At 64.7% G+C, this 18,649-nt stretch carries 16 protein-coding genes; 13 read left to right on the plus strand and 3 right to left on the minus strand.

What is annotated here, in order from left to right:
- The first annotated feature begins 5 nt into the window (after positions 1 to 5).
- From ACOYW5_RS22345 to ACOYW5_RS22355, 3 genes are read left to right on the plus strand one after another with little or no spacing between them, the layout of a single operon-like run.
- Positions 6 to 1,514, plus strand: a complete 1,509-nt coding sequence (locus tag ACOYW5_RS22345) for a di-heme oxidoredictase family protein (protein ID WP_423067080.1) — start codon at positions 6 to 8, stop codon at positions 1,512 to 1,514.
- On the plus strand, positions 1,514 to 2,584 hold the full coding sequence (locus ACOYW5_RS22350) for an imelysin family protein (protein WP_423067081.1): 1,071 nt from the start codon (positions 1,514 to 1,516) through the stop codon (positions 2,582 to 2,584). The genes ACOYW5_RS22345 and ACOYW5_RS22350 overlap by 1 nt, the downstream gene beginning before the upstream one ends.
- Positions 2,585 to 2,586: 2 nt before the next feature.
- Entirely contained in the window at positions 2,587 to 3,684 is a 1,098-nt protein-coding gene (locus ACOYW5_RS22355; protein ID WP_423067082.1) for a DUF1513 domain-containing protein, read from the plus strand.
- A 1-nt stretch (position 3,685) separates the two neighbouring features.
- On the opposite strand, the gene ACOYW5_RS22360 is transcribed toward ACOYW5_RS22355, so the two are convergent.
- Together ACOYW5_RS22360 and ACOYW5_RS22365 are read right to left on the minus strand one after the other, a co-directional pair.
- Positions 3,686 to 5,092 carry a hypothetical protein gene (locus ACOYW5_RS22360; RefSeq protein ID WP_423067083.1) on the minus strand — a complete coding sequence of 469 codons (1,407 nt, stop codon included), beginning with the start codon at positions 5,090 to 5,092 and terminating at the stop codon, positions 3,686 to 3,688.
- Positions 5,093 to 5,829: 737 nt separating this feature from the next.
- On the minus strand, positions 5,830 to 6,852 hold the full coding sequence (locus tag ACOYW5_RS22365; protein WP_423067084.1) for a substrate-binding domain-containing protein: 1,023 nt from the start codon (positions 6,850 to 6,852) through the stop codon (positions 5,830 to 5,832).
- Between the two features lie 474 nt (positions 6,853 to 7,326).
- Here ACOYW5_RS22365 and ACOYW5_RS22370 point away from each other — a divergent pair, with 474 nt between their 5' ends.
- The 9 genes from ACOYW5_RS22370 to ACOYW5_RS22410 all read left to right on the plus strand — a co-directional run bounded on the left by ACOYW5_RS22370 (position 7,327) and on the right by ACOYW5_RS22410 (position 15,698).
- Positions 7,327 to 8,586, plus strand: a complete 1,260-nt coding sequence (locus tag ACOYW5_RS22370; protein WP_423069532.1) for an ABC transporter substrate-binding protein — start codon at positions 7,327 to 7,329, stop codon at positions 8,584 to 8,586.
- Positions 8,587 to 8,720: 134 nt separating this feature from the next.
- Entirely contained in the window at positions 8,721 to 9,638 is a 918-nt protein-coding gene (locus ACOYW5_RS22375) for a carbohydrate ABC transporter permease (protein WP_423069533.1), read from the plus strand.
- A gap of 5 nt (positions 9,639 to 9,643) precedes the next feature.
- Positions 9,644 to 10,477, plus strand: a complete 834-nt coding sequence (locus tag ACOYW5_RS22380; protein ID WP_423069534.1) for a carbohydrate ABC transporter permease — start codon at positions 9,644 to 9,646, stop codon at positions 10,475 to 10,477.
- A 6-nt stretch (positions 10,478 to 10,483) separates the two neighbouring features.
- Positions 10,484 to 11,491 carry an ABC transporter ATP-binding protein gene (locus ACOYW5_RS22385; RefSeq protein WP_423067085.1) on the plus strand — a complete coding sequence of 336 codons (1,008 nt, stop codon included), beginning with the start codon at positions 10,484 to 10,486 and terminating at the stop codon, positions 11,489 to 11,491.
- Between the two features lie 165 nt (positions 11,492 to 11,656).
- On the plus strand, positions 11,657 to 12,427 hold the full coding sequence (locus ACOYW5_RS22390; protein ID WP_423067086.1) for a ThuA domain-containing protein: 771 nt from the start codon (positions 11,657 to 11,659) through the stop codon (positions 12,425 to 12,427).
- Between the two features lie 183 nt (positions 12,428 to 12,610).
- A complete protein-coding gene (locus ACOYW5_RS22395) occupies positions 12,611 to 13,657 on the plus strand; it encodes a Gfo/Idh/MocA family protein (protein ID WP_423067087.1) in 1,047 nt (348 codons plus the stop codon).
- A gap of 51 nt (positions 13,658 to 13,708) precedes the next feature.
- The gene (locus ACOYW5_RS22400) at positions 13,709 to 14,755 is read left to right on the plus strand and encodes a Gfo/Idh/MocA family protein (RefSeq protein ID WP_423067088.1); all 1,047 of its coding nucleotides are present in this window, start codon (positions 13,709 to 13,711) and stop codon (positions 14,753 to 14,755) included.
- 171 nt (positions 14,756 to 14,926) lie between these two features.
- Complete coding sequence (locus ACOYW5_RS22405; protein WP_423067089.1) at positions 14,927 to 15,178, plus strand: GlsB/YeaQ/YmgE family stress response membrane protein; 252 nt, start codon at positions 14,927 to 14,929, stop codon at positions 15,176 to 15,178.
- A 4-nt stretch (positions 15,179 to 15,182) separates the two neighbouring features.
- Positions 15,183 to 15,698 carry a GNAT family N-acetyltransferase gene (locus tag ACOYW5_RS22410; RefSeq protein ID WP_423067090.1) on the plus strand — a complete coding sequence of 172 codons (516 nt, stop codon included), beginning with the start codon at positions 15,183 to 15,185 and terminating at the stop codon, positions 15,696 to 15,698.
- Between the two features lie 242 nt (positions 15,699 to 15,940).
- On the opposite strand, the gene ACOYW5_RS22415 is transcribed toward ACOYW5_RS22410, so the two are convergent.
- Positions 15,941 to 17,755: a bifunctional metallophosphatase/5'-nucleotidase gene (locus ACOYW5_RS22415; RefSeq protein WP_423067091.1), complete on the minus strand. Its 1,815-nt coding sequence runs from the start codon at positions 17,753 to 17,755 to the stop codon at positions 15,941 to 15,943.
- A gap of 236 nt (positions 17,756 to 17,991) precedes the next feature.
- Between ACOYW5_RS22415 and ACOYW5_RS22420 the strand changes: the two genes are divergently transcribed.
- Positions 17,992 to 18,645, plus strand: coding sequence for a ThuA domain-containing protein (locus ACOYW5_RS22420; protein ID WP_423067092.1), 654 nt, complete (start codon positions 17,992 to 17,994; stop codon positions 18,643 to 18,645).
- Positions 18,646 to 18,649: the final 4 nt, after the last annotated feature.

Consider the following 18,649-nt stretch of genomic DNA (forward strand, 5'->3'; position numbering starts at 1 on the left):
GAGACATGCACAAGCGCTTGACCGTTTTCCTGGTCATGTTTCTCATCGCGGGTCTCGCCATCGCAGCCGATGGCGGGACCCGTTCCGATTTGTCGCCGAAGGATCTGGCGCGGGTGCAGCGCGTCACCGCGCCGACCACGGATTTTTCGAAGCCCGAGAATTTCGAGCAGCTCCCGGCGGGAGCGGCGACGGTGAAGAAGCGAGTCAACGGCGACATTTTTTCGTTCTCGTCGGCCAATCTCAGCTTCGAGCAGGAAGAGCAGTTCAAGCTCGGCAACGCGCTGTTCCGCAAGCTCTGGGTGTCGTCGCCGAGCTCCACCCAAGCATCGGACGGGCTGGGGCCGCTGTTCAACGCGCGCGGCTGCCAGAACTGCCATTTGAAGGATGGGCGCGGGCATACGCCATCCGGGGCGGGGGATGACGCGGTGTCGATGTTCCTGCGTCTCTCGGTGCCGCCGCATGGCGAGGCCGATGAGGCGGCGCTGGCAGCGGGGGCCAAGGTCATCCCCGAGCCAGCCTATGGCGGGCAGCTGCAGGATTTTGCCGTGCCGGGTGTCAAGGCCGAGGGCCGGATGGCGATCAGCTATACCGACGAGCCGGTGACGCTGGGCGATGGTACGGTTATCACCCTGCGCAAGCCGAGCTATTCGGTTTCCGATCTGGCCTATGGGCCGATGGCGCAAGACGTGATGCTCAGCCCGCGTGTCGCGCCGCAGATGATCGGGCTTGGGCTGCTGGAGGCGGTTCCCGCTGAGGACATCGTTGCCAGGGCCGATCCGGATGATAGCGACGGCGACGGCATTTCGGGTAAGCCGAACATGGTGCTGGACGAGGTGAGCGGGCAGCAGATGCTCGGGCGGTTTGGCTGGAAGGCGGGAGCGGCTTCGATCCGGGCACAGTCGGCGGATGCCTTCGCCGGCGACATCGGTATTTCGACGCCGCTGGTGAACCGGCCTTTCGGTGATTGTACGGAGGCGCAGGCGGCGTGCTTTGACCCGCCCACCGGCGAGCAGAAGCGGCTGGGAGCCTCAGAAGCGCCCGATCCGGTGCTCGATCTGGTGACATTCTACTCGCAGAATCTCGGCGTGCCGCAGCGGCGCGATGTCGGCGATCCCCGGGTGCTGCGCGGCAAGGCAGCCTTCTATGGCGCCGGCTGCGCTTCGTGCCACACGCCGAAATATGTGACGTCCCGGGCGGCGGAGATTCCAGAACATCGGTTCCAGCTGATCTGGCCTTATACCGACCTGCTGCTGCACGACATGGGCGATGGTCTCGCCGACCACCGGCCGGAGGGCGATGCGGACGGCTACGAGTGGCGGACGCCGCCGCTTTGGGGCATCGGGCTGACCAAGACGGTTTCGGGGCATACCGAATTCCTCCACGATGGCCGGGCGCGCAACCTCGCCGAGGCCATCCTCTGGCATGGCGGTGAGGCGCAGGCGTCGCGTGATAGCTTCGCGGCGATGAGCGCGGCCGAGCGCGACGACCTCGTAAAGTTCGTGGAGTCTCTCTGATGCGGCTCATGATCGCCCTGCTGCTCGGGCTGCTGGCGACGCCGGCGCTGGCGCAACTGCATCCGACCGGGCGCGCGGTGGTAGCGGATGCGATCGAGAAGGTGATCCGCCCCGGCTTTGCCGAGTTCGCGGCACAGACGGGGGAGATGAAGTCGCGGCTGGCGGCGCTTTGCGCCACGGCGTCCGAGGCGAACCTTGCCGCCGCGCGCGAGCAGTTCGGGCCGGTGGTCAGTGCGTGGTCGCGCATCGAGCTGTTTCGCTTCGGTCCCCTGATGACCGACAACCGCAGCGACCGCATCCTGTTCTGGCCCGATCGCAAGGGCATCGCGCTGAAACAGGTGCAGGGCATTCTCGCCGAGGCCGAGGAGACTGCGGTCACGCCCGAAAGGCTGGCGGGCAAGAGTGTGGCGGTGCAGGGGCTCGGCGCGCTGGAATTCGTGCTGTTCGGCACCGGCTCCGACGCCCTGGCGACAGCCGACGGCTTCTTCCGTTGCGACTATGCCAGTGCCATCGCCGAATTGATGTCCGGGACGGCGGCGCAGATGAGCGCCGAGTGGAACGATCCGGAGGGCATTTCCGCCCGCATGATCCGCCCCAGCGAGACGGACGCCACCTATCGCAGCAACGACGAGGTGCTCGAAGAGCTGGTGGGGGTGATGGCGCATGGCGTCGAGGCTATCCGCGACCAGCGCATTCTGCCCTTCCTTGGTCGGGACGGCGCGGCGCCCAAGCCGAAATCGGCGCTGTTCTGGCGTTCGAACCAGACCGCGCCGTCGATCCTCGCCAACTTTGCCGGGCTCGAGGCGCTGCTGGTCGGGTCCGACATCTGGGAATATGCGCCGACCGAGCAGTTCTCGATCGGCGAGGGTGCCATTGCCGCATTCAGGCAGGCGGCTGCGGCCGGGGCCACGGTCACCGGCTCAGTCGAGGAGGCGGTGGCCGATCCGGCCAAGGTGCGGGCGCTGACCGAGCTGGTCACCGCCAGCCAGACCATCGGCAAGCTGACGGGCGAGGACCTGCCCGCGGCGCTCGGGCTTTCCGTGGGCTTTTCGTCACTGGACGGAGATTGAGCATGTGGCAGCGCCGGGCATTCCTCAAGGCTGCCGGCGCCGGCTTCGCGGCATCGCTGCTGCCGCGCGCCGCGCTGGCGCTGGAGCGGTCCGAACTGGTCTTCGCCTCATCGATCCAGAAGCGCGCCGGCGGGTACGCTGCAGCGCTGGTCAACGAGGCCGGCACGCTGATTTCGAGTGTCGACCTGCCCGATCGCGGGCACGACATCACCTTCTCGCCGACCACGGGGCAGGGTGTGGTCTTCGCCCGCCAGCCCGGCACTTTCGCAGTGATCTTCGATCCCAGCGGCCATGCCGGGCCGCAGACGCTGCCGAGCGTCGAGGGCCGCCACTTCTTCGGCCACGGCGCTTTCTCGCCCGACGGCAAGCTGCTCTATGCGACCGAGAACGACTTCGAGAATGCCCGCGGGGTGATCGGCATCTATGACGTCGTGGGCGGCTTCAAGCGCATCGGTGAGTTCGACACTTTTGGCACCGGCCCGCACGAGATGCTGCTGATGCCGGATGGCGCAACCTTCGTCGTCGCCAATGGCGGGATCGAAACGCACCCGGACTACGGCCGGGCCGAGCTCAACCTCGAGACGATGGACCCCTCCATCGCCTTCATCGATCGCCGCACCGGCACGCTGATCGGCCAGCTGCGGCTGGATGCCGGCCTGCACCAGCTTTCGATCCGCCACATGGCTTTCGACCATCGCGGCCGCGTCTGGTTCGGCTGCCAGTTCCGCGGGCCGACGGAGGACCGACCCCAACTGGTCGGCTACGCCACACATGACGGCGAGATTCGGCTGATCGAGCTGCCCGACGACATGCTGCTCGATATGCGCAACTACATCGGCTCGGTGGCCGCTTCCGCCGATGGCGCGCTGATCGGCGTGTCATCGCCGGAGGGCAACACCATCCTCGCCATCGATCCCGACGAGGCGAGCGTGGTCGCCGCGCACAACATGCGCAACGTCTGCGGCATCGCACCCGACGGTGAGGGTCTGCTGATCTCTAGCGGCGAAGGCGAACTCGGCGGCTTCGCCGGCTCTCCCGCCCCGCTCACGACGTTCGAGCTGAACTTCGACAACCACTTGCGGTTGTTGCGAGCGGTCTAGCTCAGAACGACGAGACGCCCTTCGTGCCGACTTTTCCCGTGATGTCGCGGTAGTTCCTGACACGGATGGGACTGTTCGTGCTCGACGCGTAGAGAGAGTAGTCGTCGGGGGAGAGCATCTCTCCGGTGCAGTCCCACAGCCACATCCGGGCGGCGTTCGATGTATTGAAACCCACGGTCATCGTCTGGTCGCCGTCCCCCTGATCGAACGCGGCCCGGGTCCCGAAATGGGCCGATCGGCAGGTGTCGATGAAGCGAACCTCGCCGCCGTGGTCGTCGTGATAGTTGCCGTTGACGTCGAGGTGGACCGACGAGCCATGACCAGTCAGGCCGTTGCTCGAGGCGCTGCCGAACCGGCCATTGTCGAAACACTCGCAGTTCTCGGTCAGCATGAAGAGGCGACGCTCGGGATCGACGGACCAGGCGGCGTTGAGCCCGTCCTTGGTATTGGCAGCCGAGACGCATCCAATGAAGGCAAAGAGGCCCGAGCTGCCCGAGATCAGCGCGCCATCGCGCAGTCGAGCACTGGAGCCGCCATACTTGAAGGAGCAGTTCTCGGCGATCACGATGGTGTCGAGGCAGCCGCTAACGGCGAACGGGTTCTGATCGCCGGCCGATCCACCCTCGAAGTCGACGTTGCGGAGATACAGTTTGCCGCTTTGAGCGGTCAGCTTGAAGTTGGCGGCGTTGAGGAAGACGCGGGTGTTCTCGTTTGTCACCACGGCGTCGTCGTGCCGGCGGACATAGAGCGTTCCGGCGGCATCGACAAACCATCCGCCGCCATCATTGACGGCTTCGGCGCTGTTCTCTTCGCCTATCTCCCGATAGTTTCCAAATCCGTCCACCTGCGTAACGTCGAACACCCGCGCCACGTCCCGGCGCGTGGTTGTGCAGCAATTGGTGTAGACGGGGTCCGTGGCGCCCGACCATCCGAGGCGATCGAAGGGCCCGCTCACGATCCGGCCCTCGCCGGGCAGGCCGTTATGTGCGGGAATGATGGCGATGTCCTGCATCGGGATGACGGCACCGGAGTTCGAGAATCCGTCGCCTCTGTTGTAGGGGCCGTGTTCGGTTTCGATCAGGATACGCGCCGGCCGCCCCGCTCGGTTGGCGGCGGCAATGGCGGTGTGGATGGACCGCTTCGCCGTTGCCGGAGTGGTCCCGTCGCCGTCATTGTTGGGCCGAGCTATGTCGACATAGAACGTCAGCGGAAACGCATCGTCGGGCAGATAGGCGTTACGATTGAAGTCGGTGCTCCAGCCGGCATCGGTCCGACGAACCCCGACGGGGAACCGGGTCGCGTCCCAGCCGATGGCATCGAGCACGAAAGCTGCGTCCGGCTGGCCTATCAACTTGTCCAGGATGGTGCCAACGACAAGTCCGGCACCCAGCACAGCCGTTCCGATCACGATCCCCCTTCGCGAGGGACGCCAACCCCGAGTCTCCATCGGCTCTCCTGAATCAGAGCGCCGAGCATAGTGCCCAGAGTGCCGCGGGAGCCATGCGTTCTCGGTCGACGTGACCAACTGCCGCTGGTTCCTTGCCGCTGGCTAGCGGCGAGGTTGACGATCTTCGAGCTGAACGTCGACAACCACTTGCGGTTGTTGAAGGCGGTTTGAGCGGGAGGGCGAGCTAGTGGCTGCTCCTCCCGCCAGCAAGTAGGGCGTGGGCGCTTGGGCTATGGCCTCAAGAGCCCTATGACGATGCTCACATGGCCGTGCCGGCTGCTGTCCCCGCGCAAAACGTCTGGACAACCTTCGTGCCGTTGGCGACGGCCGCGCTCAATCCGAGGTGTGGGTGGCCTTCGGTCGCCGGAATGCTGTCCTAGGTACATCAGCTGGGCGGCACGGACAGCGCTACGATGATCGCCTGGGAGGTCGATAACTCGCGGCCGACGTTTTTCCGCCGGGCTGAACCTGTTTCGGCAAATCTATGACGAATAGGTAGCACTACTGGTTCAATTTCCGTTCGCAACGTACGACAACAGCCACCATGTCACTGCGGGGCTGGGCTGTCATTGTGGGGGTTGTGTTCTGCGCGCTGCTTTGGGCAGGCGTTGTGGTGCTGTTCTCCCCACGCACCCCACCATCAGCAGAGAGTATGGCCGCTGCTTCGGTACCGGCCCCGTGAGGGGATATCTCCCGCGCTACTTCGGCGCGGGCCCCGTGCTTTCGCGCAGCACCAGCTCCACCGGCCAGAGTTCGTGGATCGAAGTGACGGGCTTGCCGTCCTGCATCTGGAGCAGCAGTTCGGCGATGCGGGCGCCGGCGGCGCGGATCGAGGAGCGCGTGGTCGACATGGAGGGGACCATGTTGTCGGCGTTGAGATAAGGGAAGACGTCGTCGTGGGCGATCATCGAGACGTCCTTGCCCAGTTCGAGGCCGGCGGCGCGGATGGCGCGGAAGACGCCCAGCGCGGTCATCATCGAGCCGGCGAGGAAGGCGGTGGGGCGGGGCGTGCGCTCTAGGAATGCCTGCGCCAGGCGGAAGCCATTCTCGTCGGTGAAGCGGCCGCCGCCGATCAGCTGCGGGTCGGGCACGAGGCCGCGCGAGGTCATGGCGGTGCGAAAGCCGCGGGCGCGATGGATGGCGAAGGTCTGATCCTCGGGGCCGTTGATCATGGCGATGCGCGTGTGGCCGAGGTCGATCAGGTGACTGGTGGCGCGGTGGAAACCGCCCTCGTTGTCGATGTCGAGCCAGGCGTGCGGGATCTTCACGTTGTCGGCGCGGCCGTGCAGCAGGAAAGGCATGCCGAGATCGGTCAGGGCGGCGATGCGCTTGTCGTCGGGCGTGGGGGCGGAGAGCACCAGCGCATCGACGCGCTTCGAAGCGACGAGGCGGCGGAATACGGGGATTTCGTCGTCGGCATCGATCGGGGTGACGACGATGTCGATCTCGTATTGGGCGAGGCGCTCGCTGATGCCGGAGAGGAACTCCGACGTGTGCGGGCCGAAATGCAGCGACCGCTGGAGGGGCAGGGTGACGCCGATGGCGCCGGAGCGGCCGGTGGCGAGGCGGCGGGCGCTGACATTGGCGCGATAGCCAACGCGATGCGCGGCCTCGCTGACGCGCTGCCGGGTCGCTTCGTTCACCTCGGGATAGCCATTCAGCGCGCGACTCACCGTCGTCTGCGAAAGGCCCAGCTCCGCGGCCAAGTCCTTGAGTTTCATCACCAAATTTGCATACGCCCAAACAGGCGACACGGCGGTTTTCCGCTCGCGCACCAAGCCCCGTCAGGAGCTTATCGCTGGACGTCCTCCTCACCAAGAAGCTTATTCAAAGCGATTTGAATCGTAAAGGCAAGTGGTCGGTACGGGAACCATTTCCTGAGGTTCGTACCTCACGGCTTTGACGGTGTGTATCCTCGCCGTTAACAGACGGCACGGCGTAACTCACTGAAAAGCAACAATGTCTTGGCGTCGATCAGGCGATGTTAACGAATGTCACCCGAATCTCGCTTGACAGAATTTGGGGGCTCTGGCTACTTTCCGTTCAAAGCGCTTTGAAAGCCTAATCGAGGAGCCAAGCTCTTCAAGCCTAAGCGCTTTGGTGGGAGGAACCGTTTTCGATCAGCGCCTTAGGGCGACCGATCGGCTTGGGCTGCCTCCTGTTCATGACTGTCCCTTGGGAGGAACCTAATGAAAATGAAGTCCTTGATGCTCGGTCTGCTGTTGGGCGTGTCGGCCGTTGCGACGGTCCAGGCTGCCGACCTGCAGATCGTGCTCGGCGATACCGGTACGGGCCTGGCATTCCTGCAGACGCAGGTTGATCGCTATATGGCCGCCAATCCCGAAGACAAAGTGACGATCGTGCCGATGCCGTCGTCCACTACCGACCAGTTCGGCCAGTACAAGCTGTGGCTCGCGGCCGGCAATGCCGACATCGACATCTACACCACCGACGTGATCTGGGCCCCGCAGCTCGCCGATCACCTCACCGACCTGACCGAGGCGACCAAGGACATCATCGGCGGGTACTTCCCCGCGATCGTCGAGTCGCAGACCGCCAACGGCAAGCTGGTGGCGCTCCCCTCGTTCACCGACGCTCCGGCGCTCTACTACCGGAAGGACCTGCTCGAGAAGTACGGCAAGAGCGTTCCCAAGACCTGGGACGAGTTGGCTGCTACAGCCAAGGAAATCCAGGACGCCGAACGCGCTGCCGGCAAGGCCGACATGTGGGGCTTCGTGTGGCAGGGCAACGCCTATGAAGGCCTGACCTGCAATGCCCTCGAGTGGGTGAAGTCGTCGGGTGGCGGCCAGATCGTCGAGCCCGATGGCACGATCTCGATCAACAATGAGAAGGCCGCAGCGGCCCTCGACCGCGCCCGCAGCTGGGTCGGGACGATCTCTCCGGAAGGCGTGCTCGCGTACACCGAAGAAGAGAGCCGTGGCGTCTGGCAGCTCGGCAATGCCGTGTTCATGCGCAACTGGCCGTATGCCTATGGCCTTGGCAATGGTGCCGACTCGGCCGTGAAGGGCTTGTTCGACGTGACCACGCTGCCGATGGCAGCCGAAGGCGATACCTCGGCGGCGACGCTGGGCGGCTGGAACCTCGCGGTTTCGAAGTACTCGCCGGACCAGGAAGCCTCGATCCGTCTCGTCAAGTTCCTGTCCTCGCCAGAGGAGCAGAAGCTGCGTGCCATCGAGCAGACCAACCTGCCAACCCTGACGGCGACCTATGATGACGCGGACGTCGCGGCCAAGGCCCCGATCATCCCGCTTTGGAAAGCCGTGTTCCAGAGCGCCGTGCCGCGTCCGTCGGGCCCAACCGGCCTCAAGTACAACGAGGTTTCCTCGCTGTTCTGGTCGGCGGTGCATGACACCCTGTCGGGCAATGGCTCGGGCGCCGAGAATCTTGAGCTTCTCGAAGCTAAGCTGACCGAGCTCAAGGGCGACGCCTGGTAATATCCTAGGACTATTCGGCGCGGGCGGCACGCTGCCCGCGCCTATATCCTTCTGCAGCAGGGGAAGCGTCCATGACCGCTGAAGCCACAGCCGGTACCGTCGTTCGCGCGCAGCCACAAATCCAGTCCGAGCTGATGAAGTCGCGGGTCGCCGCGGCCATGTGGTTCCTGGTGCCCATGCTGGTGGCGCTGGCCATCGTCGCTGGCTGGCCGCTGCTCAGGACGATCTATTTCTCGCTGACCAATACGTCGCTCAACGATCTCTACGGCGGCGACTTCGTCGGCTTCAAGAATTACCTCAGCTGGACCACGCTGAAGAGCGGGCGCACCGTGTTCTCGGGCCTGCTCGTCGATCCGGCCTGGTGGAACGCGGTGGGCAATACGCTCCGTTTCGCCGTCGTCTCGGTGACGCTCGAAACGGTCATCGGCATGATCGTGGCGCTGGTGCTCAACGCGGAATTCAAGGGGCGCGGCCTCGTGCGCGCAGCCATCCTGATCCCGTGGGCCATCCCGACCATCGTCTCCGCCAAGATGTGGAGCTGGATGCTGAACGACCAGTTCGGCATCATCAACGACCTGTTCATGAACCTCGGCATCATCAGCCAGAAGGTCGCCTGGACTGCCACGGCTGAAACGGCCATGACCGCGGTGCTGATCGTCGACATCTGGAAGACCACGCCGTTCATGGCGCTGCTCATTCTCGCGGGCCTGCAGATGGTGCCCAAGGATGTGTACGAAGCGGCCAAGATCGATGGCGTGCATCCGGTCAAGGTGTTCTTCAAGGTGACGCTGCCGCTGGTGCGACCGGCGGTGATGGTGGCGGTGATCTTCCGCCTGCTCGACGCCATGCGCATCTTCGACCTGATCTACGTGCTGACGCCGAACAGCAAGGCAACCAAGACCATGTCGGTCATCTCGAGAGAGAACCTGTTCGATTTCGACAAGTTCGCCTACGGCTCGGCCCAGTCGACGTTGCTGTTCCTGATGATCGCGCTGATGACCGGGCTCTACATCTGGCTCGGCAAGGTTCGGTTCGACGGGGGAGATCGCTGATGACCATGGACCTTTGGGCCATCACCAAGCGCGTCGCGTTCTACGCGCTGGTCGTGTTCATCGTCGTGGTGGCGGTTTTCCCGTTCTACTACGCGATCCTCACGAGCTTCAAATCGGGCACGGACCTGTTCCGCGTCACCTACTGGCCGACGTCGTTCTCACTCGACAACTACGTAGCGGTGCTGGCGGTCGGCGATTTCCCGCGCAACGTGCTGAACTCGATCTTCGTTGCGTCCCTCACGGTGCTGCTGGCGTTGTTCCTTGCCATCACGGCGTCCTTCGCGCTGAGCCGCGTGCGGTTCCGGGGCAGGGGGCTGATCCTGATGACGATCCTCGCGGTCTCGATGTTCCCGCAGATCGCGGTGCTCGCCGGCCTGTTCGAGGTGATCCGTTTCCTCGGCATCTACAACACGCCTTGGGCGCTGATCTTCAGCTACACGATCTTCACGCTGCCGTTCACCGTGTGGGTGCTCACCACCTTCATGCGCGACCTGCCGATCGAGATCGAAGAAGCGGCGATCGTCGATGGCGCCAACCCGTGGATCATCATCACCAAGGTATTCATGCCGCTGATGTGGCCGGCGCTGGTGACAACGGGCCTCCTCGCCTTCATCGGGGCATGGAACGAGTTCCTGTTCGCGCTCACCTTCACCTCGTCGAACGCGACGCGCACGGTGCCCGTGGCCATCGCGCTGCTCTCGGGCGGCACGCAGCATGAAATCCCGTGGGGCGCCATCATGGCAGCATCGGTCATCGTTACCGTGCCGCTGGTGGTCCTCGTCCTCATCTTCCAGCGCAAGATCATATCCGGCCTGACCGCCGGCGGCGTAAAGGGCTAAAGAACCATGGCGCGTATCGAACTCAAGAATATCAAGAAGTCCTTTGGCCTCGTGGATGTGATCAAGGGCGTCGACCTCGAGATCCACTCGGGCGAGTTCATGGTCTTTGTCGGGCCATCAGGCTGCGGCAAGTCCACCCTGCTGCGCCTGCTCGCCGGCCTCGAGGACATCACCTCGGGCGAGATGAAGTTCGACGGCACGATGGTCAATGCACTGGCGCCGAGCCGCCGTGGCATCGCCATGGTGTTCCAGAGCTATGCGCTCTACCCGCACATGACCGTGTACGAGAACATGGCCTTCGGCATGCAGTTGGCGAAGTCCGACAAGGATGCGATCAAGGCGCGTGTCGAGGCGGCGGCCGAATTGCTGCAGATCACGCCCTATCTTGGGCGCCTGCCCAAGCAGTTGTCGGGCGGGCAGCGCCAGCGCGTCGCCATCGGCCGCGCCATCGTGCGCGACCCCAAGGTGTTCCTGTTCGACGAGCCGCTCTCGAACCTCGACGCCGCCCTGCGCGTTGCCACCCGCCTCGAGATCGCCAAGCTTCATCACTCGATGAACAACGTCACCATGGTCTACGTGACGCATGACCAGGTCGAGGCGATGACGCTGGCCGACCGCATCTGCGTCCTGCGCGATGGCATCATCGAGCAGGTGGGCACGCCGCTCGAACTGTACGAGAATCCGCAATCGCTGTTCGTCGCCGGTTTCATCGGCTCGCCGAAGATGAACTTCCTCAATGGCGAGATTGCTTCGAAGTTCGGGGCGACCACGATCGGCGTGCGGTCGGAGGATATCGACATCACCGATCGCGAGGGGGCCTGGAAGGGCAAGGTGATCCACTCGGAGAACCTCGGTTCGGACAGCTACACCTATGTCGATATTGGCGCGGATGAACCGGTGATCGTTCGCGAAGACGGGACAAGCAAGCACGTCCCCGACGAGGTGATCTCGATTGCCCCGCAGCCCGGCCGCGTCTACCGCTTCGACCAAGCGGGCAAGCCGCTGAAACACTGACGTTCCGCCGGGCGGCAAAATTGCCGCACGGCACCGATTTTCGCCGCACTCGGCTTGTCAATCTCCGGCCGCCGATGCAGTGAATCGCTTCAATATCCAAACCGCTTTGGAAGACCACCGGGCCGGCGCCGTTGTCCGGCCCTTTCCACGAATAAGGAGACGACCATGCCGATCAGAGTCACCGTCTGGGGTGAGAATGTCCACGAGCAGAAGAACAAGGCCGTGGCCGAGAACTACCCCAAGGGCATGCATGGCCAGATCGCCGCGCTGATCGGCGAGGACAAGAACCTCGTGCCGACGACCGTGACGCTCCAGGATGCCGAGCACGGCCTGACTGTCGAGAAGCTTGCCAACACCGACGTGCTCGTCTGGTGGGGCCACGCGGCTCACGGCGAGGTCAAGGACGAGATCGTCGAGCGCGTGGTGCAGCGCGTCTGGGAAGGCATGGGCCTGATCGTGCTGCACTCGGGCCACCACTCGAAGGTGTTCAGGCGCCTGATGGGTACGCCGGCGAACCTTCATTGGCGCGAGGCCGGCGAACGCGAGCGCATCTGGGTGGTGAACCCGGGCCATCCGATCGCCAAGGGCCTGCCGGCCTATTTCGAGCTCGAGAACGAAGAGATGTATGGCGAGCCCTTCTCGGTGCCGGAGCCGCTCGAGACCGTGTTCGTCTCGTGGTTCCAGGGCGGAGAAGTGTTCCGCTCGGGCCTCACCTATCGCCGCGGCGCCGGCAACATCTTCTACTTCCGCCCCGGCCACGAGACTTATCCGACCTATCACGACGCGACCGTCGGCAAGGTCATCCGCAACGCGGTGAACTGGGCCTACAACGCGGACAACCACGCGCACCTGCTGAAGGCCCCGAACACGCCGGTCGAGAAGTCGATCGAGCCGCTGGTCGAGCGCGGCGCCAAGCTGACGCACCACCCGAAGTGAGGTGGGTAACGGTGCGCTTGCTGTGATCGAACCGCGCCGCCGCATGGGTCCCCGGGTCAAGCCCGGGGATGACGGTGGTGGGGTTGCTGATCCGGTACGCTGGACTAGAAGTTGTCCCCCGTCATCCGCGGGCGTGACCCGGGGACCCACCGGGCCTCTCCCAACCACGGACTGTTGAGCGTCATGCGCCTCCTCATCCTCGGTACCGGCCGCATGGCCAATAGCCACGCCAAGGCGTTCCAGACCATCGAGGGCGTGGAGATGGTGGGCGCCGTCGATACCATCCCCGAGAACCTCGCGACCTTCTGCGATACCTACGGGATCGCAAACCGCTTCAGCTCGCTCGACGATGCGCTGGCCTGGGGCGCTTTCGATGCGGTGGACAACATCACACCGGATTCGATCCACCACCCGACGACGATGAAGGCGATCGCCGCCGGCAAGCACGTTCTCTGCGAAAAGCCGCTGGCGCCCAGTTACGGGCTCGCCATGGAGATGGTGGAGGCGGCCGAGCAGGCCGGCCTCATCAACATGGTCAACCTGACCTACCGGAACGTCGCCGAACTGCACAAGGCGCGCGAGCTGATCGCCTCCGGCGTCATCGGCGAGGTCAAGCATATCGAGGCGAGCTATCTCCAGCACTGGCTGGCGCTGCGCGATTTCAACGATGCCGCGAACCTCTCGGGCACCTGGCTGTGGCGGCTGAGCAAGGGGCACGGCTCCAACGGCACGGTCGGCGATATCGGCATCCACATCCTCGATTTCACCACCTTCGCCATCGGGCAGCCGATCGTCGCTATGAACAGCCGGCTGCAGACGTTCCAGAAGGTGCCGGGCGACAGGATCGGCGAGTATGTGCTCGACGCCAATGACAGCTTCATCATCTCGGCCGAGTTCGCCAACGGCGCCATCGGCACGATCCACTCCTCACGCTGGGCCTCGGGCCATTCGAACGACCAGGGCCTGCGCGTCTACGGCAACAAGGGCGGGCTGGAGCTCAGCCATGGCCACTGGGGCTCGCTGCTGCGCGTCTGCGCCGGCGAGGATGTCGCCACCTCGACCTGGCGCGAGGTGAAAGCCAAGCCGGTCAAGACCAACTACCAACGCTTCGTCGAAGCGGTGCGCACGGGCGTGCAGCAGGACCCCGACTTCCGCCACGCCGCCGGCCTGCAACGCATTCTCGACCTGGCGCTCGTCGCCGATCTCGATCGTAAGGAACACCGGGTCTAGCCCACACGAACACCGGCGCGGAGCCGCCCGGGCATTTGAAGGAACACGACAATGCGTATGCTTATCCTCGGCACCGGCGGCATGGCCGCCCAGCATGCCAAGCACTTCGCCGCCATCGAAGGCGTGACGCTGGTCGGCGGCGTCGATACCGATCCGATCCGGCTCGAAAAGTTCAACGCCACCCACAGCATCCCGAACGGCTTCGCCTCGCTCGATGCGGCGCTGGCCTGGGGCGAGTTCGATGCCGTAGCCAACGTGACGCCGGACTCGGTGCACCACGCCACCTCGATCGCGGCGCTCAAGGGCGGCAAGCACGTCTTCTGCGAGAAGCCGCTGGCGACTGATGCGACCAAGGCCTTCGAGATGGTCGACGTGGCCGAGAAATCCGGCCTCATCAACATGGTGAACCTCACCTACCGCAACGTGGCTCAGCTGCAGAAGGCGCGCGAGATCGTGCTCTCGGGCCAGATCGGCACCGTCCGCCATGTCGAGGCGAGCTACCTGCAGAGCTGGCTGGTGTCGAAGGCCTGGGGCGACTGGCGCACGGAATCGCAGTGGCTGTGGCGACTGAGCAAGAAGCACGGCTCGAACGGGGTGCTCGGCGATATCGGCGTCCACATCCTCGATTTTGCCTCCTACGGCTCGGGCCTCGACATCGACCACGTGTTCGCCCGCCTCAAGACCTTCGACAAGGCGCCCGGCAACAAGATCGGCGACTACGATCTCGACGCCAATGACAGCTTCACCATGGCGGTCGATTTCGACAACGGCGCACTCGGTGTGATCCATGCCAGCCGCTGGGCCACCGGCCACATGAACGAGCTGCGCCTCCGTGTCTACGGCGACAAAGGCAGCGTCGAGGTGCAGCACCGTCACGACTGGAGCAAGCTGCAGACGGTGATGGGCGAGGATATCGAGACCGGCACCTGGAAGGAAGTCGAGGTGCCGCCGGTGCCGACCAACTACCAGCGCTTCGCCGAGGCGGTGAAGTCCGGCGTGATGCAGGAGCCGAGCTTCCGCCACGCGGCAGAGCTGCAGAGGGTGCTGGATCTGGCGACGGTGTCAGAGCTGGAGCGCAAGGAACTGGCGGCGCGCTGATCTCTTGATCCTCCCCTGCGAAGCGGGGGAGGGGGACCAGCGAAGCTGGTGGAGGGGGCGAGACCAGACTCGGTGCGTGTGGTCGCCCCCTCCACCGCCTCCGGCAGTGCCACCGCCCCATTGCAACCCATTGGCCGCGGGTCCATTTATGCGTCTGGGCAGGAGGGTTGCATGGGTATTCTAGGCGCCATCATCATTGGCTTCATCGTCGGGATCATCGCCAAGCTGATCACGCCCGGCGATCCCAAGCCGCGCGGCTTCATCCTCACGACTGTGCTCGGCATCGTCGGCGCCCTGCTCGCGACGTGGATCGGCCAGGCTATCGGCTGGTATCAGTCGGGGCAGCCGGCGGGCTTCTTCGGCGCCATCGTCGGGGCCATCATCGTGCTGCTGATCTGGCGGCAACTGGCGCGTCCGCGCTGACGCCATGGACATTCCGACAATCGAAACGGAGCGGTTGATCCTGCGCGGCTATGCGCCGCCGGATTTCGACGCCTTCGCCAACATGTGGGCCGACCCTGATGTGGTGCACTTCATCGGCGGCCGCAGCTTTACCCGCGAGCAATCGTGGCAGCGGTTCCTCGCCCGGGCGGGCGGTTGGCAGCACATGGGCTTTGGGTTTTTCGCCGTGGTCGAAAAGGACTCGGGGCAACTCGTCGGGGAAGCCGGCTTCCACGAAGCGCGGCGGATCATCGAGCCCTCGCTCGAAGGCACGCTCGAGGCCGGTTGGGCATTGATGCCGTCGTCCCAGGGCTGGGGCTATGCCACCGAGGCCATGCAGGCGGCGATCGGCTGGGCCGGTTCGGCCTTTCCCGGGCAACGGATGACGTGTCTCATCAATGTCGACAACCTCGCCTCGATGCGGGTCGCCGGGCGGCTGGGGTTCAAGGAGTTCGCCCGGACGATCTATGCGGACGACAAGGTCGTGCTGTTCGAGCGGTAGTGCCGAAGCGCGACGCTGCAGCACCTCTCGTCCCGCTGACCCATCTGGTGGCCCCATGCCAAGCCAAATTTGTAGTGTCATCCCTGCGAAGGCAGGGATACAACTCTCAGTCTGGCGCTAGCGGCGAAATGGATCCCTGCCTTCACAGGGATGACTGCCGGGTGGGGTTGCACAACTCGGCGCATAGCAACGAATGAAAGGGCGCCCGGAGGCGCCCTTCGTGTTTCCAGGTCGGGCAGTGCTTACTGCGCCGGAGCCATCGCCGGTGCGTCGGTTGCCGGGGCCATGGCCGGCGCGTTGGTTGCGGGAGCCGTAGCCGGGGCCTCAGTGGCGGGAGCCGTGGTCGGCGCCTCCGTTGCAGGGGCTGTAGCTGGCGGCGCCGGTGCCTCGGTGGTGGCCGGAGCCGCCGGCGTCGCCGCCGGGGCCTCGGTCGCGGGCGCTTCTACCGGCGAGGCATCGGTGATGCGGCCGTCGGTGTAGGGGGTGTAGGTGCCGCCCTGCTTGGCGATGTAGTCGGCCAGCACCTTCTCCAGCGGCGGGCCGAAGTCGTAGGGGTTCACCGCGTTCGAGCCGAACAGGGCGTAGCCGTCACCGCCGCCGCGCACGTAGTTGTTGGTCACCACGCCGTAGGTCTTGGTCGGATCGATCGCCACCCAGGCGTCGCCGTCCTTGACCAGCACGTCGCTGATGCGCTCGCCGGCGGGCTTGGACTTGTCGAACGTGTACTTGAGCCCCGCGACCTGCGGGAAGCGGCCGGCGACGTCCTCGATCTGGCTGACGCCGTTTTCCAGCGAGGCGACGAGGTCGGCGCCGGTGATCTGGAAGGTCGCGAGCGTGTTCGAGAACGGCAGCACCGTGAGCACTTCGCCCATCGTGATCTCGCCCTCGTCGATCGAGGCGCGGAGGCCACCCGAGTTGGCAATCGAGATGGTGATGCCCTGGTCGGCGACGCGGTCGAGCTGCGCATCGGCGACGAGGTTGCCCATCGAGCATTCCATCACACGGCAGACGTTGCGGTCGCCCTGGATGGCGGCAGTGGTGGTGCCAATCACCTCGGACTTCAGCGCCTCGAGCGGCTTGCCCAGCTCGGCGACGCGATCGAGGAAGCCCTGATCGGGCGTCACGGACTTGTCGAGCAGGATCGGTGTGCCGGCGGCGGACACGAGCTTGCCGGCATCGTCCCAGGTGACCTTCAGTTCGCCGAGCACCTTGGCGTACTGGCCGGCCTGGACGATCGGCACGTCGACGCCGTCCGGGTTCTTGACGAGGGTGGGGTAGGGGCCGGCCTCCCCTTCGCCGGTGCCGAGGAAGGTGTGCGAGTGGCCGCCCACGATCAGGTCGATGCCGGATACGGCCTTTGCGAGGCCCTGGTCGACCGTGTAGCCGATGTGGCTCAGGACGATGATCTTGTTGATGCCGGCCGACTCGAGCCCGCCGACAGCGCCCTTCACGTATTCGGTGACGCTCTCGAAGGCGACGTTGGGGCCGGGCGAGGCGATTTCGGGTGTGTCCTCGGTGGTAGCGCCGATGACGCCGACTTTCTCGCCGCCGATGTTGAGCACGATCACGCCTGGCGGCAGGCCCTTCAAGTCCGCGTCCTTGGACGTATCGAAGTTGCCGCCGATGATCGGGAATTTGGCGGAGGCGAGGAATTTGGCGAACTCGGCCGGGCCGTCGTCGAACTCGTGGTTGCCGGTGGCGACCACATCGAAGCCCATCTCGTTCATGAACTCGGCGACGATCTCGGACTTGTACTGGGTGTAGAACAGCGAGCCTTGGAACTCGTCGCCGGCCGAGAACAGCACGACATTTTCGCCTGCTGCGGTGGCCTTCTCGCGTTGGGTATCGATCGCGGTCTTCAGCCGTGCGATGCCGCCGAAGCATTCGCCCGCCGCCTCGCCCTCGGCGTTACAGGTCGAATCCGTGCCGGTAATCGACTCGAAGCGCGAGTGGAAATCGTTGATGTGGAGGATGGTAAGCGAGAACTCCGCCTGCGCCGCACCGGCAAATCCGGCGGAGAGCGCGAGCGCGGTGGCGCCGAGCAACAGCTTCTTCATTATCCCTGTCCTTTGCTTGGAATCCGGTTGGCCCGGACCCTTCTCGCACTGGAATGCAACGCCGGTGTTACAGGTCCCTTGTCCGCCTCTGGCCGTCGTCCGCAGCTCCTGTGGAACAGAGAGTTAACTATGGATCGGCGCTGAGCGGAAGGGTAGACGGCGACGCTTTTGGGCTTCCATGCCCGAGCGCTTCTCCCTAATCTCCGCCCCGTTTTAGGGAGCGGGAGTCGTCGAACATGCGCAGTGCTTTGATTGTCTGGGGTGGCTGGAATGGGCACGATCCCGAGGAGTGCGCGTCCATCTACCGGCGCTGGCTGCATGAGGATGGCTATTCGGTGCGCGTTGAAACCGATCTCGCCGTCTTGGCCGATCCGGCCATTCACGAACTCAGCCTCATCATTCCCGTCTACACGATGAGCAAGATCGAGAAGGAGCCGCTGGCCAATCTCGTCAAGGCGATCGAGGGCGGTGTCGGCCTCGCCGGGCACCATGGCGGGATGAGCGATGCGTTCCGCGATGCGGTGGACTACCAGTTCGTCGTCGGCGGCCAGTGGGTCGCACATCCGGGCAATATCATCGACTATACCGTGGATGTGACGAAGCCGGACGATCCGATCATGGCCGGCATCCCGGCCTCGTTCCCCTACACGTCCGAGCAGTACTACATGCACATGGACCCCTCGGTCGAAGTGCTGGCGACGACGACGTTCTCCGGCCAGCATGCGGCCTGGACCAAGGGTGTGGTGATGCCGGTGGTGTGGAAGCGGCTCTACGGCGCCGGCAAGGTGTTCCACTCGACCCTGGGCCACCAGGCCAAGGAGTTCGCGAACCCGCACATGGCGACGATTTTGCGCCGCGGCATCAACTGGGCGGCACGCGACGAGGCGTAAGCCC

It is taken from the genome of Devosia sp. CN2-171, from assembly GCF_049354815.1.
Lineage (GTDB): Bacteria > Pseudomonadota > Alphaproteobacteria > Rhizobiales > Devosiaceae > Devosia_A.